We start from the raw sequence: 16,179 nt of genomic DNA on the forward strand, positions 1-16,179 counted from the left end.
TAAATTTAATCTATATTAGTATTAGATCTATAATAACGCATTACAACATTAGGATCTGGGTTTAAAACTGTTTTTGAGTCTTCTTTTTCATCATAATCAAACATAGATAAAACATGTCTAATAGCTTCTAATCTTGCTACTTTTTTATCATTCGTTTTAATCATCATCCAAGGGCTGTATGAGGTATGAGTTTTAGAAAACATTTCTCTTTTGTAGTGAGTGTATCTATCCCAAAGAATTTGACCTTGCTTATCTACAGGACTAAATTTCCATCTTTTTAATGGATTTTCTTTTCTGCCTTCAAAACGTTTTAATTGCTCATCTTTAGATATAGAAAGCCAAAATTTAATGATTACCACACCATCTTCGTACATCATGTGCTCAAACTCTGGCACTTGCACCAAAAACTCTTTATATTGTTGGTCTGTACAAAACCCCATAACAGGTTCTACAACCGCTCTATTATACCAGCTTCTATCAAAAAAAACAATTTCTCCTGGGTTTGGTAATTCTTTTATATAACGTTGAAAATACCACTGCCCTTTTTCTATTTCGGTAGGTTTATTTAAAGCCACCAACCTACTAGAACGCGGGTTTAAATGCTCCATAAATCTACGAATATTACCACCTTTACCAGCTGCATCTCTACCTTCAAAAATAATAGCAACCCGCTTGTTGTTATTAGATATCCAACGTTGTAATTTAACCAACTCTATTTGAAGCAATCTTAACTCTTCATTATACTGAAGTGTTTTTTTTACTTTGTTATAAGTCTCGTTTTTATCCGCTATAAGCGCCAGAAGTTCTTCTGTATTTTTAGCACTTTGAAAGTCTGCTGCAGTTAATCCTTTTTTTGTCTCCATTCATTCTTTTTACTTGGTCTAAAAATAACTACTTTTTTTTAGAAATCCATAAAAAAAACATCATTTTAAATAAGTTATTTTATATTTGCTATCTATGAAAAATTTCATCTTTGTTCTTGCACTATTTACCTACTCTGTTATTATTGCACAAGAAAAATTTTCAAAAGAAATTAGTTTTAGAACAGACAATGATTTGTATGTTTCTGCAACTAGAGACAGGTATTATACTAGTGGAGTTTTTTTAGAATACAGATATCTTTCGAGCAAAAAAAATGAATCTTTAGAAAAGCGAATTTTTGAATGGAAAATTGGTCATGAAATGTACACACCGTACAAAGCTACGGTTGAAAACATGAATGAACACGACAGACCTTTTGCAGGCTACTTATATGGAGGCTTTAAAATACAAAGAGTCTATAAAAGCAATCAAATTTTTAATACTTCTGCACAAATTGGTGTTATTGGCGCTGACTCTTATGCCGAGGAATTACAAGAATTTATACATGATATTTATGGTTTTAAAAAAGCCGTAGGTTGGCAATATCAAATAAAAAATGCTTTTGCACTAAACTTTAATGCAGAATACTTAAAAACCCTTGCAACAACCAATGATAATAACTTAGATATTACTTGGGTTAATACGTTAAATGCTGGTACTGTTTATACAAATATTGCCTCTGGTTTTTACAGTAGAATTGGTTTAAAACCACTGCAAAATTTAACAAACTCAATAGCATTTAATACCAATTTAAATGATGACAAAACAAGTAATTACAGAGAAATAGAAAGTTTTTTCTTTGTTAAACCAATGTTACGTTATGCATTTTATGATGCAACCTTACAAGGCAGTTTTTTAAACAAAACAAGCCCAATTACAAAAAACATTATGCCTTTTGTTTTTGATATTGAAGTTGGTTTAAAATTTACTGCTAATCGATTTAATTTTGGTTACAGTTTTAACTACAACACAAGTAAGTCTAAAGATTTAAGATTTACGTATGGTCATAGATACGGCAGCGTTATCATAAATTATTTAATACGTTAATCATTAAAAAATTCGTCTTTAAAACCAATTAAATATAATTTTTCTTGCGCTCTTGTTAATGCTGTATACAACCATCTAAAATATTCTTTAGATACACCTTCGGGTAAATAAGGCTGCTCTATAAAAACCGTTTTCCATTGTCCTCCTTGAGATTTATGGCAGGTCATAGCATACGAAAACTTTACTTGCAAAGCATTAAAGAAAACATTCTTTTTAATTTCCATAAACTGTTTAGACTTTGATTTTAAGTGGGCATAATCTTCTTTTACCGCTTGATACAGTTTATTGGATTCGTCGTAAGTTAACGATGGAGATTCACTAGTTAAAGTATCTAATAATAAAACGGTTTCGAAAGGTTGCATGTCTGGATAATCAATCATCCTTACTTCTACTTCTGCAAATTTAAAGCCGTATAATTCTTTAATAGAAAATATTTTTAATACTTCACAAATATCGCCATTGGCAATAAAACCTGCGGTTGAATTTTCTTTTAACCAGAAATAATTATTTTTAACCACCATTATAAAATCACCCGCAGAAATTTCATTTTCTTGCCCACGAATATTCATTCTAATTTGTTGGTTGTATTGATTTGCTCTTTTATTAGATCGCACAATAAAAGCAGTATCTTCTATACCTCCACTATCATAAGCCGTTACCAAAGCATCTTCTATATCATAACCATCATCTAATCTTACAATATCCGGAAAATCAATATCAAACTTAAAGTTAGTGGTATCGTTTTGTATCATCAATCGTAATAAAGTAGCGTTTGCAAGAATTCCAGAATCTTCATGCTGACGCATCACTTCATCTAATTCTATTTCTGTAACATTTTTATGAAAATCATACATTAATGTATCTTGCTCTAAAGCAGGACTAATATTTAATTTTACAGGCGGAAGCTGTGCCGTATCTCCTATAAAAATCAATTTACATTGATGACCAGAATATACATATCTAATTAAATCGTCTAATAAAGAACCAGAATCAAATAATTGTTGATTTTGTCTACTATCAGGAATCATGGAAGCCTCATCTACAATAAAAATTGTATTTCTATGCTTATTGGGCTGTAAAACAAAACCAACACCACCATTTGCCTGTTTTTTAGGGAAATATATTTTTTTATGAATTGTAAATGCAGGTCTTTTAGAATAAACAGCAATCACTTTAGCCGCTCTACCTGTTGGCGCTAATAAAACTGCTTTTTTATTTATAGTTTTTAAACTATTTACAAATGCACTAATGGTAGTTGTTTTTCCTGTACCTGCATACCCTTTTAATAAAAAGAGAGCATCAGTATCCTCACTAAAACTAAAATCGCTTAAAAGGCGTAATAATTTATCTTGCTTAGAAGTAGGTGTAAAATGAAATTTTTTCAGTAATTCTCCGTAAAAATCGGTTGTTTTATTTATCATATAAAAATTAATACCACAAAGATACATTGATTTGTAAATAAAAGTTTTTATCATAAAAAAAAAAGTGTAAATTTGCCTTAAGACTATTAAAATAAATATACGTAAAATGGGATTACTTGGAATGATTTTGGCAGCTGTTATAGTTGCAGTATTACTAGCTATTGTTATAGTTAAATTTTTACCGTTAAAATTAAGATGGATTGCATCTATTTTACTTTTAGGTTTAACAGTATTCTTGGTTTATAAAATATATTACGGTATTATGGAACCGATTATTTTTAACAAAAATAAAGTTATCAAATACAGTAAAGTTATTCAAAACTTAAAAATAATTAGAGATGCAGAAGTAAAGCATTTTGAAGTTACCGGAAAGTATACAAAAGACAAAGCAGCTTTAATTCAATTTATTGATACTGCAAAATTAGCTTTAACAGAAACTAAAACTATTGTAGAAAAAGAAAACAGAGGTGGTGGTATTATTATTGATGTTGAAAAAAGACAAACAGATACTATTGGATACGAACCTGTTTCTAAATACTTTAAAGGTAAAAACTACAAAGAAATGTTTAAAATTCCTGGTGTAGAAGGTAAAGAGTTTGAAGTTGAGGTAGGAACTGTAGAAAAAGTACCTGGTATGGTTGTACCAACTTTTTATGTAAAATCTCATAAAACAGACATTTTAAAAGGAATGGATGAATCTCTTCTAAAACAAGAATTAGAACAATTAGCTACAGATCAAATTAAAGGTGAATTTGTTTCTGTTGGTTCTTTAGACGAAGTTTCTACAGGTGGTAACTGGCCTCCTTTTTATGACAAAGACGGTGATAAAAACGAATAGTACAATTACATTAGAACACTCAAAAGATACAAAGTTATCCATCCAATTTAATTTGGATGGATTTTCTTTTTGTATCACAAATGCAACAACAAAAGAAACCATCTATTTTTCTGAATACGTATTTAATGAAAAACAAGTAACTCCAGAAAATCTTTTAAAAAAAATAGAAGAAATCTTTAAAACAGATACACATCTACAAAAAGACTTTTCTTCTGTTTTAGTGGTACATCAAAACAATTTATTTACACTTGTACCTACACCTTATTTTTCTGAAGATAAACTCTCTGAATACCTTAATTTTAATATTAAAACATTAGCTACAGATTTTATTGCTTTTGATGATATCGAAAACTGCAATGCTAAAAATGTATATGTGCCTTATGTAAATATTAATAATTATTTATTTCAAAATTTTGGAGAGTTCGAATACAAGCATCATTTCACTATTTTAATTGAAAAATTAATTTTAAAAAATAGTAGTGATGAAAAAAAAGTATTTATAAATGTCTCTAAAAATAATTTTGATATCGTTGTACTACAAAACAAACAATTAGAGTTTTCGAATTCTTTTTATTTTGATACAAAAGAAGATTTTATCTATTACATCTTATTTACTTTTGAACAATTAAAATTAGATGTAGAAAAAACACCACTTTCTTTTATTGGTGATATTGAAAAAACATCTGAAATTTATAAAATAACCTATCAATATATTAGAAATGTATCTTTTCTAGAAAGCAATAATAAAATTTTTAATCAATTAGATGTATCTAAACATTCTAATTACATCCTTTTAAGTTCATGAGAATAATTTCTGGAAAACACAAAAGCAGACGTTTATCAGCGCCTAAAAACTTACCTGTTCGTCCTACAACAGATATGGCAAAAGAATCGTTGTTTAACATCTTAAACAACACGTACTACTTTGATGGTATTTCGGTTATCGATCTTTTTTCTGGTACAGGAAACATTAGCTATGAATTTGCTTCTAGAGGTACAAAAGATATTTATGCAATTGATGCACATTTTGGCTGTATAAAATACATCAACGAAACATCAAAAACATTAGATTTACCTATAAACACCTTTAAAAGTGATGTTTATAAATTTTTAGAAAAAACCTCGCTACAAGCAGATGTTATTTTTGCAGATCCTCCTTATGATTTTGATGAGGAACAATTTTTAAAAATAGTAGATTTGGTTTTTACAAGAAACCTACTTAAAGAAGAAGGTGTGTTAATTGTAGAGCATTCTAAACATACCGATTTATCTAAACACAAAAACCATAGTTACGACAAACGTTATGGTGGAAATGTATTTAGCTTTTTTGAAAACGAATAAACAATAGCATTTTAGTATAAAAAAAGAAGACGCTTTAAAGAGACAATATTTTGACTTTTAGAGCGTTTTTTTTTATCCAAAGAAATAAAAAACAGTTACAAGAGTGATTTTATAATATCAGAAACGGTAACTCCTTCTGCTTCTGCTTTGTAATTCTTTACAATTCTATGTGACAAAATAGGAACCGCAACGGCTTTTACATTTTCTATATCGGGAGAAAATTTACCATTAATTGCTGCATGTGCTTTTGCTGCTAAAATTAAATTTTGAGAAGCTCTTGGACCTGCTCCCCAATCTAAATAAGATTTTACTAACTCTGTAGCTTCTTTAGATTTAGGCCTTGTTTTACCTACTAATCGAACCGCATATTCTATAACATTATCCGCAACAGGTATTTTACGTATTAGTTTTTGAATTTCAACAATTTCTTGCGCAGAAAATAAAGGGTTTATCGTTTCTTTTTTATTTCCTGTTGTACTTTTTACAACCTCTACCTCTTCTTTAAAAGAAGGATATTCTAAATAAATTGAAAACATAAAACGATCTAATTGTGCTTCTGGCAAAGGATAAGTTCCTTCTTGCTCAATTGGGTTTTGTGTTGCCAATACAAAAAAAGGCAAATCTAACTTGTAATGATTCCCAGAAACCGTTACAGAACGCTCTTGCATAGCTTCTAATAATGCTGCTTGCGTTTTAGGAGGCGTTCTATTAATTTCATCAGCAAGAATAATATTAGAAAAAATAGGCCCTTTAATAAATTTAAAATGTCTGTTTTCATCTAAAATTTCACTTCCTAAAATATCAGAAGGCATTAAATCGGGTGTAAATTGTATTCTTTTAAAGTTTAAACCTAACGCATCAGAAACGGTATTAACCAACAACGTTTTTGCCAAACCTGGCACACCAACTAATAACGAGTGCCCGCCACAAAAAACAGATAACAAAGTAAAATCTACAGCTTCATGCTGACCAATAATTACTTTTGCAATTTCTGCTTTTATGTTTTTAAATTTAGCTACTAAATCAGTTACTGCTTTAACGTCAGACATTATTTATTTACTTCTTTTTTCCAGTTTTTTTCAAAAGTACAATTGCTATGAGTAGGACCTATGTTAATGTACGTATCCTTTATTTTTTCTTTAGACCATTTAGTAATGGTTTCTTCTTTCTTTTTTTGAAGTGCTAATTGTTGTACTTTAACGTAATCTTCTACAAGATCGGCAACATGCGTATCTGTTCTATCTTTCATTAAAATAAACTTAAACATTTTATCTCCAGATCTTTCTTCATCATAAAAAGGTTCTGTCATTTCTCCTTTTTTAAGATCACTTACTCTAGCATAAAATGCAGGATCCATTCTTGTTAAATCAAATTTAGATTCTCCTGTAGATGGATTAATAATAAGACCTCCATTGTTCTTCGTTTCATCGTCATTAGAGTATTTCTTAACCGCTTCTGCAAAAGTTAAGTCACCCGCTCTAATTTCTTTAATAATATTTTCTGCCTTATCCTTAATCTCATTCATCTTCTCATCTGGCACTTTTGGCTGCATTAATATATGTGATGCAACTCTTGTATTACCTTTTATAGCATGTAATTGCATAATATGATATCCAAATTGGGATTTAAAAGGTTTAGAAACTTGACCAACATCTAAAGTAAAAGCCATTTCTTTAAATTCTTTAATAAAACTAGACTCTTTAGTTACAGTATACTCACCACCATTACTTGTAACTCCAGGATCATCTGAGTTAATAATTGCTTTCATTCTAAAATTAGACCCTTCTTCAATTTCTTTTTTTAATGCATTTAATTTAGCAATAACTCTATCTGTTTCTTCTTTAGTAGGTATTGCTTTGATAACTATTTGCGCCAATTCTATTTCTGCAGGAAACTGAGGCAACTCTCCTTTTTCTTTTAATCCATTAAAATACAAACGCACTTCTTCTGGAGTAACATCTATTTTTTCTGTAATTTTTTGCTGCTCTTTTTCTATTAAAATATTTTCTGTTTGAACGGTAGTTAATTCCTTTTTTAAATCATCTAAATCATTAAAACCATACGCCTTAATTACTTTTTCTACGTTACCATACTGTTGCGTAAAGTACTGTATACTTCTATCTACTCTCGCAGAAACTTCTGCGTCAGAAACGGTAACACTATCTACAATTGCATGATGCGCTAATAATTTTTGCTGCATTAATTCTTCTAGCATTTCACAATCTGTAATGGTTACTTTCCCTTCACTTCTTAACTCTACTTCTTGCTTAAATTTAGCAATATCAGATTCTAGCACAATGTTTTTACCAATAACAACTGCTACTCCGTCTATTTTTACTTTTTGTGCAGAAGTTTGCAACCCTAAAAAACCTAAGAAAAAGGTAAAAGTTAATACTTTAATATATTTTGAAATTGTTTTTCTGTGTTGCATCTTTTACTATTATTTTTTCTATCTCTCTTAATAATTCAATTTTACGTTTATGTAAAATCATTTGTTCTATTGTTGGTGTAATATAACTTAACGGCGCAATAGAATTACGCTCTAAAACGTCTTTTATAGCCACCAAATATAAACCTATTGAATCTTGTTTTTCGATGAATTTTGTTTTTTTTAACAGTTTTTCCTTTGAAAAAGGAAGTTTTAACAAAATGTTATCTAATTGAGTCCAAATGGAATCGTTAAATTGATGAAATTTAAAACTTAATTCTTTTTTTTCTAACTTCTCCAAGTCATTAATACTATCCGATTTAAAGAGTTTTATAATTTCCTTTTTATCTTTTATATTATTATCTACATAAAGATATTTTATTTTAATTAGTTCTTCATTTAATTTAAAATTCTCTTTATTTAGCAAATAATAGGTCGTTAATTCTTCCTCTGAGATAACGGTATCTAATTGCTGTTTTACCAATTCTTCTTTATAGTTATTAATTAAAAGACTTTCTTTATAATCTTTAACTAAGTTATCTATTTGCGTAACGGTTTCTAAAGAACTGTTATTCTTAGCTTTTTCTAGTAAAAGCCTTTTAATTGCCCAATCTTGAATGTAGCTTTTTACTAAAATAACACTATCTAATTTATTAATATTTTTAGGCAATATATTTACTAAATCTTTTCTAAAAAGTTTTTCTGTATTTACAATAGCCACAATTTCTGAGGTACTACTCTCCTTCTCTTGCATTTTAAAATAATCGCAAGAAGTAAAAAGAATAACAGAGAACAAGATAGCTATATACTTCATTATTTATTTTCGTAAAATTTAATTAATTTTTTTAACTGCTTTTTATCTACTTTAATTTTACTTTTCTTTCTTAAATCTGCAATCCAGTTTTTCTCTAAAAAGTTTTGATAATCATTAATAACCTGACCTTTTATACTTTTTAAATCTGTTGTTTTATAATTAGTTGCATTTGTTTTAAAATAGGTTTGTAACCCTAAAGTATCTTTAGATGATTGATTCCAAATTTTTTCTTGCATTAATTCAAAAAGCAACAAACCATCTTCATACTCCTTTAAAGTATAAGCATATTCTGGCTCTCTATTTACCAAATCTTCTTTATAATATTCTAATATTTCTTTCTCCTTAAACATTTCATATAGTTTAAAAACAGGAAATTGCCTTCTGTTTCTAATATACTTTACAAAAGCTTCTTGTGTTATATTTTTATTGTTAATTGCAAGAATTGTATGTTGCAGAGAATCTTTAGGCAATCCTCTTATGTTTTTTTTATCTAGTATTTTTTTAGCCTCTTCAAATTCTGTAATTGTATATTCTTTTTTTAATTTATTTATAACAGCTTTTTCAGACAACTCCATTCTAGAGCTTGTTTTTACTTTCGATTTTAAATCTTTTTTCATTTCTTCAAAAGATTTAATAGGATGTTTCTTTAATAGCTTAACAATATGCCAACCAAAACGAGTTTTAAAAGGTTTAGAATACTCATTTACTTTCTCTAAACCAAATGCAGCATCATCAAATGATTTCACCATTCTTCCCGCAGCAAATTTACCCAAGCTACCACCACTGTTTTTAGATCCTGGATCTTCGGAATACTGTTTGGCTAAATCATCAAATTTTTCATTATTATTTAATTTAGTATAAACACTATCTATTCTTACTTTACCTATTAAGGTTGTATCTGCCACTAAAATATGAGCAGCTTCAATTTCTCCTTTAGATTCCTTTAAATCATCAACTTGTACAATATGATACCCAAATTGCGTTTTAAAAGGCATCGAAATATCACCAACTTTGGTTGTGTAAGCAGCAACTTCAAATGGATATACCATATTAAAAGCAGAGAAATAACCTAAATTACCACCATTCCCTTTTCTACCTGTTTTAGGATCGTCTTTTGCAGATCTATCTTCTGAATACTGAGCTGCAATCGTTTCAAATTTTTCGCCATTTAAAATTCTTTCTCGTAATTTTAAAATCTTATTATAGACTACTAAAGTATCACTTGGTGATGCTTCTCTTGGCAAACGTATTAAAATATGTTTTGCTTTAACTTGATATTTGGTTCTAAAGTAAGCATCTTTAACCAATTGATCTATAAAAGTAGTATCTTGTAAATAAGGCGCAGAAAGTTGATTTTTATAAGTCTCCATTTCCCTTTTATAAGAAGGCAACGTGTCTAATTTAATAGCATACGCCTCTTTAACTTTTAGTTTGTAATTTATATACAAATCTAAATTTTTGTTGATGCTTTTTGCTTCTTCATTATCTATAGCGTCTAAATTTTTTTCATAGACCCTTTTAAATTCAGAAACGGTTGTTTTTTCACCATCTATTGTGAGTAATGTTTTATCTTTTTTCTGAGCAAAGGCAGCTATTGATAAACTTAATGCAAATAATAAAACTATTTTTTTCATAACGTACTTCATTATAATGATATAATCCCTTTAATGCTTTCTGCTTTTAAATAATAAGAAATTACTTTATCTGAACTTTCTATCTTTAATACGATAGAAACACTCACATATTTTCCTGTCTTAGATTTTTTTGTATTTATAACAGCGCCAGTATTATTAAATAAATCTTCTACTTCTTGCACCTGATTACCATCTGTAGGTACAATAAATTTATACATATAATCTGCCGGAAAGGTAGTAGTATCATCTAATTGAACCTTTAACTTTGCATAAAACTCTTTTTTATCACTCATAAAAACACTTTCTTAAATATAAATTAATTACAAATAACAAGACACAAAATTACATTAAAAATTAGTTTTATAAAGGGAATCATTTATTTTTGTGAAATGCAGCAAAAAATAGTCTTAATTGGTGGACCAGGAACAGGGAAAACTTCAGTAATAAATGAATTAATAAAGAGAGGGTATTTTTGTATGCCAGAAATATCTAGAGAAGTTACTTTAGAAGCTCAAAAAAAAGGAATAGACCAATTGTTTTTAACAGAACCGCTATTGTTTAGTAAAATGCTTTTAGAAGGTAGAGAAAAACAATACTTAACAGCTAGTAAAAATAATGAAGAACTTGTTTTTTTTGATAGAGGAATCCCTGATGTTCATGCCTATATGGATTACTTTAAAACAGCATATCCAGCTACTTTTTTCGAAAAAAGTAATCTTTATAAATATACCAAAATTTTTCATTTTTCCCCTTGGGAAGACATCCATACAACAGATAATGAACGCTATGAGTCTTTTGAAGAAACCATGGAAATTGATCGTTTTTTAATGAAATCTTATACAGATTTAGGCTACACCATTATCAACATTCCCTTTGGTACTTTAAAAGAAAGAACCGATTTTGTAATTAATTCGCTTGCTTGCGATTTATGATTTCGCCTAAAGAAATATTAAAAGAATATTGGGGGTATTCTACATTTAGATCACAGCAAGAAGAAATAATTACTGCTGCTCTAGCTCAAAAAGATGTCATTGCATTGTTACCAACAGGTGGCGGTAAATCTATCTGTTTTCAAGTACCTGCAATGGCAAAAGAAGGTGTTTGTTTGGTAATTTCTCCATTAATAGCCTTAATGCAAGATCAAGTAGAAAACTTAACCGAAAAAGGAATTAAAGCAACAAGCATTAAATCTGGTGCTACACAAGATGAAATTATTATGTTATTTGATAACATAAAATTTGGAGGCATTAAATTCTTATATATTTCTCCCGAAAGATTACAATCATTTTTTATTCAACAAAAAATAAAAGAATTAAATATTAATTTAATTGCTATTGATGAAGCACATTGTATTTCTGAATGGGGCCACGACTTTAGACCCTCTTACAGAAATATTAAAATTTTAAGAGAACTAAAACCAGAGGTGCCTTTTATTGCTTTAACCGCAACAGCCAATAAAAAAGTACTTAATGATATTGCTACAAACCTAACTTTAAAAGAACATATTGTTTTTAAAAAATCCTTTTTTAGAAAAAATTTAGCGTATCAAATATTTACGGTTGAAGATAAATTACAGCGTTTACTTCAAATATTTACCAAAACAAAAACACCCGCAATTGTTTATGTCAATTCAAGAAAAAAGACAGAACAAATTGCGGCTTTTCTAAATGCTAATAATTTTAAAAGTTCTTTTTATCACGGCGGATTATCATCCATAGAAAAAAATATTTCTTTTAACAATTGGATGACAGAAAAAACACCTATTATGGTGGCTACAAATGCCTTCGGAATGGGAATTGATAAAGCAAACGTTGGTTTGGTTATCCATTTAGATTTACCTTCTAGCATAGAGAATTACGTGCAAGAAACAGGTAGAGCTGGTAGAAATAGTACAAAATCGTTTGCCGTTTTGTTATTTAATAAAAGTGATATCTTATTATTTAAAGATCGATTAGAAAAAACATTATTAAGCATTACTGAAATTAAAGAAATTCACAGAAAATTATATCAATATTTTAGAATTGCTTTAGGAGAAATAAGCGAAGAAACTTTTTCTTTTAATCTTTTAGCATTCTGTAAAAAATATAAATTTTCGGTTTTAAAGGTAGATACCGCTCTTAAAATATTAGCAAATAACGGAGTTATAGAAATTAGCAATGAGTACAATAAGAAATCTACGTTATTATTTATTGTACCTAGTAAAACTGTTTTAAACTACTTAGATCAAAATCCTATTATTAAAAAATTTACCAATTCTATTTTAAGAACTTATGCTGGTTTGTTTGAGCAAGAAGTTAAGATTGACGAATTTTTTATCGCAAAAAAAACGAGCCTTACAACGAGCCTTGTTTTATCTAATTTAGAACGTTTACAAAATGATGCTATTATTGAATACAAACCTGTAAAAAATGAAGCTGAACTTACTTTTTTACTTCCAAGAGAAGACAATTATACCATCAATCGATTTTCTAGAGAAATAAAGCAATTTATACATCAAAAAAAGAAAAAAGCAGATGATTTAATTGCCTTTCTAAATAACAATACCATTTGTAGAAGTATTCAGGTTTTAGGTTATTTTGATGAAATAAAAACAGAAAAATGTGGTATTTGTGATGTTTGTATTTCTAATAACAGAAAGCCCTCTAAAAATTTATCATCAGAAATAATTCAACTTTTACAAAAGCAACAAGCTTTATCCTCCTTAGAAATTAGTGCAGCTTTAGTAGCGAATGAAAAAGACATTTTAATACATTTGCGACAATTATTAACGGATGATGTAATTACAATAAATCATCAAAACAAATACCAATTAAACAACTAATTATGAAAGACACGCGTATTGTTTTTATGGGAACTCCAGATTTTGCTGTTACCATTTTAAAGCATTTGGTAGAAAAAAACTATAATGTTGTTGGTGTTATTACAGCAGCAGATAAACCCGCAGGAAGAGGACGTAAGTTAAATGAATCTGCCGTAAAAAAATATGCAACTTCGGTAAATTTACCAATTTTGCAACCTACCAATTTAAAAAACGAAGACTTTTTAACCACTTTAAAAGAGTTAAAAGCAGATTTACAAATTGTAGTGGCTTTTAGAATGTTACCTAAAGTTGTTTGGCAAATGCCAAAATATGGTACTTTTAATCTACACGCTTCTTTATTACCTGAGTATAGAGGAGCAGCACCCATACATTGGGCCATTATTAACGGAGAAACCAAAACAGGCGTTACTACCTTTTTTATTGATGATAAAATTGATACCGGAGAAATTATCTTACAAGAAGAAATACCTGTTTTAGATACAGAAACCGTTGGTACACTTCATGACAAGCTTATGTTTTTAGGCGCCGATTTAGTTGCAAAAACAATAGACTTAATAGCTACCGAAAAAGTAACGACAACAAAACAACCCGATTTAGAAGAAAAATCTGCATCTAAATTAAATCCAGAAAATTGTAGAATAGATTGGACCGACTCTTTAGATAATATTTACAATAAAATTAGAGGCTTAAACCCTTTTCCGGCAGCTTGGACTATTATAAAAAATGGAGAAGAAGAAATAGCAACCAAAATTTATGCAATTCAAAAATCAGAAGAAGAAACACCGCATAACTTTGCGATCGGTAAAATTATAGCCACTAAAAAAGAATTGAAAGTGGCTGTTAATGGCGGTTTCATTATAATTAATGAAATAAAACTATCTGGAAAGAAAAAAATGGAAGCAAAAAGTTTATTAAATGGCTATACATTTTTATCAGAAGCCAATGTCTTCTAAAGCCTTTATCAATAAGGTTTTTATAGATTTTTGTGTTTTACAACTAGCTTTATTAACAATTTAGACATATTTATTAACAAAAAGGTACATTTTTAGCACTCAAATTTGCGTAAACCCTTAATCCATCTATATTTGTTAAGCTTTTAAGCGAAAAAATATTCAATTAATTTAAAAAATTTATTTATTATGAACAAGTCAGATTTAATCGATGCAATGGCTGCTGATGCAGGAATTTCTAAAGTAGCAGCTAAAGCGGCATTAGAATCTTTTACAGATAACGTAACAGCTGCCTTAAAAGGTGGAGATAAAGTTGCTTTAGTAGGATTTGGAACATTCTCTGTATCTAACAGAGCTGCTAGAACTGGTAGAAATCCTCAAACAGGAAAAACAATCGAAATTGCAGCTAAAAACGTAGCAAAATTTAAAGCAGGAGCTGGTTTAAGCGATGCTGTAAACTAAAACCTATTGTTTTAAAGTATATTTAAAAACTCTCTTTTTTAAGGGAGTTTTTTTTTATGAATAATTTTGTTATATTTAACATAATTATTTAAAATCGATAATTTGAAACTAAATAAAGGTAAATTATTAATTGCAGAACCCGCTATTTTAAATGATAGCTCATTTAATAGAACCATTGTTTTACTCACAGAACACACTTGTAACAACTCTGTTGGTTTTATTTTAAACAGACCCTTAAATTATACGATTAACGATTTATTACCAGAAATAGATTGTAATTTCCCTGTTTATCAAGGCGGACCTGTAGAACAAGATAATTTATATTTTGTACATAAAATTCCACAGCTACTCCCAGATAGTATTGAAGTTGCAAATGGCATTTTTTGGGGTGGCAGTTTTGAATGTTTAAAAGATTTATTAAACAATGCAGCTCTAAACACTTCTGACATTCGTTTTTTCTTAGGCTATTCTGGTTGGGAAAAAGAACAACTAGAAGAAGAAATGAATCAAAATTCTTGGTTTGTAGAAGAAAATGATTCTGAAAACATTTTCTCTATGGATGATGAAAGCCTTTGGAAAAACAAACTATTAAAAAAAGGTGGCAATTACAAACTTTGGGCAAATGCGCCTAGCGATTTTAATTTAAATTAAACACCCGTAATTTGCAATACTTTTAAATTACCAGCTATTTTAGACCCGAGCTCTGTTATAAACGTTTTTTTCTTATAACTTGTAACTGGTTGTACCCCAATAATTGCATTTGTTATAAATACTTCATCAGCTTTTTGAATTTCGAAAGGCGATATTGAAGTCTCTTCTAACGTAAAATCTTTGTTTTTAGATATAATTTCAATCACCTTATTACGAGTAATCCCCTTAATACATCCTTCTGTTAAAGCAGGTGTTTTTATAACATTTCCTTTAACTATAAAAATGTTTCCGTTGGTTACTTCTACTACTCCCTTTTTTTCATTTAATAAAATACAGTTGTCTACATCATTTTCATCAGCAAAAATACTCGCCAATGTGTTTAGCATTCTGTTATTGGTTTTTATGGTAGACAAAAGTCCAGAAAAGTTGTAAAAATCTTTATATACATCTAAAGAATACTTTTCTTTAGTTTGATAAGAACTCTCACTAGCCTCTATGGTGTAATCGATTTTATTTGTTTTAGGTGTATAAAGACCACCATCTTTTCTAAAAATGTTTAAACGAACTCTGCACGTATTTGCATCATCAAGAGTAGCAACGGTTTTTAAAATTTCTTGCTCTAAAAATTCTAAGGTAAATTCTAATGGAATTTTCATGCGTAACATTCTCATAGAAGCCATTAATCTAAAATAATGATCTTCCCAAAAAACAACTTTTTTATGCATTACTTTTACGGTTTCAAAAATGGCGTCACCATATTTAAAAGCTCTATTTTCTGAAGACAATTTTACATCTTCTGAATTTAATAATTGTCCATTAAAATTGATCATAAATAAGATTTTTTTTAGCCTTGCAAAATTAATGTATTTAAAATGTTTAAGCATAAAAAAACTCAACAATAATGCTGAGTT

17 protein-coding genes are annotated in these 16,179 nt (G+C 28.9%); 9 read left to right on the forward strand and 8 right to left on the reverse strand.

Translation table 11 applies throughout. The features are described from left to right. Positions 1 to 5: 5 nt before the first annotated feature. Complete coding sequence (ppk2, locus tag WHD07_RS05040) at positions 6 to 863, reverse strand: polyphosphate kinase 2 (protein ID WP_343330317.1); 858 nt, start codon at positions 861 to 863, stop codon at positions 6 to 8. A 94-nt stretch (positions 864 to 957) separates the two neighbouring features. Here ppk2 and WHD07_RS05045 point away from each other — a divergent pair, with 94 nt between their 5' ends. Beyond that, positions 958 to 1,908 carry a lipid A deacylase LpxR family protein gene (locus tag WHD07_RS05045; protein WP_343330318.1) on the forward strand — a complete coding sequence of 317 codons (951 nt, stop codon included), beginning with the start codon at positions 958 to 960 and terminating at the stop codon, positions 1,906 to 1,908. Here the strand turns inward: WHD07_RS05045 and WHD07_RS05050 are convergent. Beyond that, positions 1,905 to 3,329, reverse strand: coding sequence for an ATP-dependent DNA helicase (locus tag WHD07_RS05050; RefSeq protein ID WP_105049235.1), 1,425 nt, complete (start codon positions 3,327 to 3,329; stop codon positions 1,905 to 1,907). The two genes, WHD07_RS05045 and WHD07_RS05050, sit on opposite strands and share 4 nt — an antisense overlap. A 106-nt stretch (positions 3,330 to 3,435) precedes the next feature. Between WHD07_RS05050 and WHD07_RS05055 the strand changes: the two genes are divergently transcribed. Genes WHD07_RS05055 through WHD07_RS05065 form a run of 3 tightly spaced genes read left to right on the forward strand, consistent with a single transcriptional unit; the run spans position 3,436 to position 5,508 of the window. Then, the gene (locus tag WHD07_RS05055; RefSeq protein WP_105049236.1) at positions 3,436 to 4,167 is read left to right on the forward strand and encodes a hypothetical protein; all 732 of its coding nucleotides are present in this window, start codon (positions 3,436 to 3,438) and stop codon (positions 4,165 to 4,167) included. Next, the gene (locus WHD07_RS05060) at positions 4,151 to 4,972 is read left to right on the forward strand and encodes a DUF3822 family protein (protein WP_343330319.1); all 822 of its coding nucleotides are present in this window, start codon (positions 4,151 to 4,153) and stop codon (positions 4,970 to 4,972) included. Before WHD07_RS05055 ends, WHD07_RS05060 begins: the two co-directional genes overlap by 17 nt. Continuing rightward, the gene (locus tag WHD07_RS05065; protein ID WP_105049238.1) at positions 4,969 to 5,508 is read left to right on the forward strand and encodes an RsmD family RNA methyltransferase; all 540 of its coding nucleotides are present in this window, start codon (positions 4,969 to 4,971) and stop codon (positions 5,506 to 5,508) included. Before WHD07_RS05060 ends, WHD07_RS05065 begins: the two co-directional genes overlap by 4 nt. A 95-nt stretch (positions 5,509 to 5,603) precedes the next feature. Here WHD07_RS05065 and WHD07_RS05070 read toward each other — a convergent pair whose 3' ends face one another. From WHD07_RS05070 to WHD07_RS05090, 5 genes are read right to left on the reverse strand one after another with little or no spacing between them, the layout of a single operon-like run. Next, positions 5,604 to 6,557 (reverse strand): AAA family ATPase, encoded by a 954-nt coding sequence (locus WHD07_RS05070; RefSeq protein WP_105049239.1) that lies wholly within the window; start codon positions 6,555 to 6,557, stop codon positions 5,604 to 5,606. Then, a complete protein-coding gene (locus tag WHD07_RS05075) occupies positions 6,557 to 7,939 on the reverse strand; it encodes a peptidylprolyl isomerase (RefSeq protein ID WP_343330320.1) in 1,383 nt (460 codons plus the stop codon). Before WHD07_RS05075 ends, WHD07_RS05070 begins: the two co-directional genes overlap by 1 nt. Further along, the gene (locus WHD07_RS05080) at positions 7,905 to 8,750 is read right to left on the reverse strand and encodes a hypothetical protein (RefSeq protein ID WP_343330321.1); all 846 of its coding nucleotides are present in this window, start codon (positions 8,748 to 8,750) and stop codon (positions 7,905 to 7,907) included. The genes WHD07_RS05075 and WHD07_RS05080 overlap by 35 nt, the downstream gene beginning before the upstream one ends. Beyond that, entirely contained in the window at positions 8,750 to 10,384 is a 1,635-nt protein-coding gene (locus WHD07_RS05085) for a peptidylprolyl isomerase (RefSeq protein WP_343330322.1), read from the reverse strand. Before WHD07_RS05085 ends, WHD07_RS05080 begins: the two co-directional genes overlap by 1 nt. Positions 10,385 to 10,395: 11 nt before the next feature. Further along, on the reverse strand, positions 10,396 to 10,677 hold the full coding sequence (locus WHD07_RS05090) for a DUF493 family protein (RefSeq protein WP_343330323.1): 282 nt from the start codon (positions 10,675 to 10,677) through the stop codon (positions 10,396 to 10,398). A 96-nt stretch (positions 10,678 to 10,773) separates the two neighbouring features. Here WHD07_RS05090 and WHD07_RS05095 point away from each other — a divergent pair, with 96 nt between their 5' ends. The 5 genes from WHD07_RS05095 (at position 10,774) to WHD07_RS05115 (ending at position 15,268) form a co-directional block, all read left to right on the forward strand. Then, complete coding sequence (locus WHD07_RS05095; RefSeq protein ID WP_105049244.1) at positions 10,774 to 11,316, forward strand: AAA family ATPase; 543 nt, start codon at positions 10,774 to 10,776, stop codon at positions 11,314 to 11,316. Further along, positions 11,313 to 13,205, forward strand: a complete 1,893-nt coding sequence (locus WHD07_RS05100) for an ATP-dependent DNA helicase RecQ (protein WP_343330324.1) — start codon at positions 11,313 to 11,315, stop codon at positions 13,203 to 13,205. Before WHD07_RS05095 ends, WHD07_RS05100 begins: the two co-directional genes overlap by 4 nt. Positions 13,206 to 13,207: 2 nt before the next feature. After that, on the forward strand, positions 13,208 to 14,158 hold the full coding sequence (gene fmt, locus WHD07_RS05105) for a methionyl-tRNA formyltransferase (RefSeq protein ID WP_343330325.1): 951 nt from the start codon (positions 13,208 to 13,210) through the stop codon (positions 14,156 to 14,158). A gap of 186 nt (positions 14,159 to 14,344) precedes the next feature. Next, complete coding sequence (locus WHD07_RS05110; protein ID WP_105049246.1) at positions 14,345 to 14,617, forward strand: HU family DNA-binding protein; 273 nt, start codon at positions 14,345 to 14,347, stop codon at positions 14,615 to 14,617. A 93-nt stretch (positions 14,618 to 14,710) separates the two neighbouring features. After that, complete coding sequence (locus WHD07_RS05115; RefSeq protein WP_105049247.1) at positions 14,711 to 15,268, forward strand: YqgE/AlgH family protein; 558 nt, start codon at positions 14,711 to 14,713, stop codon at positions 15,266 to 15,268. On the opposite strand, the gene WHD07_RS05120 is transcribed toward WHD07_RS05115, so the two are convergent. Then, positions 15,265 to 16,098 (reverse strand): aminotransferase class IV, encoded by an 834-nt coding sequence (locus WHD07_RS05120; protein WP_343330326.1) that lies wholly within the window; start codon positions 16,096 to 16,098, stop codon positions 15,265 to 15,267. The genes WHD07_RS05115 and WHD07_RS05120 overlap by 4 nt on opposite strands. Positions 16,099 to 16,179: the final 81 nt, after the last annotated feature.

The organism is Polaribacter staleyi (assembly GCF_038024045.1).
Classification (GTDB): Bacteria; Bacteroidota; Bacteroidia; order Flavobacteriales; family Flavobacteriaceae; genus Polaribacter; species Polaribacter butkevichii.

What these genes read in the sequence shown, in the direction of transcription:
- ppk2 (WP_343330317.1), bottom strand. Translation starts at nt 863, where the DNA reads ATGGAGACAAAAAAAGGATTAACTGCAGCAGACTTTCAAAGTGCTAAA.
- WHD07_RS05045 (WP_343330318.1), top strand. Translation starts at nt 958, where the DNA reads ATGAAAAATTTCATCTTTGTTCTTGCACTATTTACCTACTCTGTTATT.
- WHD07_RS05050 (WP_105049235.1), bottom strand. Translation starts at nt 3,329, where the DNA reads ATGATAAATAAAACAACCGATTTTTACGGAGAATTACTGAAAAAATTT.
- WHD07_RS05055 (WP_105049236.1), top strand. Translation starts at nt 3,436, where the DNA reads ATGGGATTACTTGGAATGATTTTGGCAGCTGTTATAGTTGCAGTATTA.
- WHD07_RS05065 (WP_105049238.1), top strand. Translation starts at nt 4,969, where the DNA reads ATGAGAATAATTTCTGGAAAACACAAAAGCAGACGTTTATCAGCGCCT.
- WHD07_RS05070 (WP_105049239.1), bottom strand. Translation starts at nt 6,557, where the DNA reads ATGTCTGACGTTAAAGCAGTAACTGATTTAGTAGCTAAATTTAAAAAC.
- WHD07_RS05075 (WP_343330320.1), bottom strand. Translation starts at nt 7,939, where the DNA reads ATGCAACACAGAAAAACAATTTCAAAATATATTAAAGTATTAACTTTT.
- WHD07_RS05080 (WP_343330321.1), bottom strand. Translation starts at nt 8,750, where the DNA reads ATGAAGTATATAGCTATCTTGTTCTCTGTTATTCTTTTTACTTCTTGC.
- WHD07_RS05085 (WP_343330322.1), bottom strand. Translation starts at nt 10,384, where the DNA reads ATGAAAAAAATAGTTTTATTATTTGCATTAAGTTTATCAATAGCTGCC.
- WHD07_RS05090 (WP_343330323.1), bottom strand. Translation starts at nt 10,677, where the DNA reads ATGAGTGATAAAAAAGAGTTTTATGCAAAGTTAAAGGTTCAATTAGAT.
- WHD07_RS05095 (WP_105049244.1), top strand. Translation starts at nt 10,774, where the DNA reads ATGCAGCAAAAAATAGTCTTAATTGGTGGACCAGGAACAGGGAAAACT.
- WHD07_RS05100 (WP_343330324.1), top strand. Translation starts at nt 11,313, where the DNA reads ATGATTTCGCCTAAAGAAATATTAAAAGAATATTGGGGGTATTCTACA.
- fmt (WP_343330325.1), top strand. Translation starts at nt 13,208, where the DNA reads ATGAAAGACACGCGTATTGTTTTTATGGGAACTCCAGATTTTGCTGTT.
- WHD07_RS05110 (WP_105049246.1), top strand. Translation starts at nt 14,345, where the DNA reads ATGAACAAGTCAGATTTAATCGATGCAATGGCTGCTGATGCAGGAATT.
- WHD07_RS05120 (WP_343330326.1), bottom strand. Translation starts at nt 16,098, where the DNA reads ATGATCAATTTTAATGGACAATTATTAAATTCAGAAGATGTAAAATTG.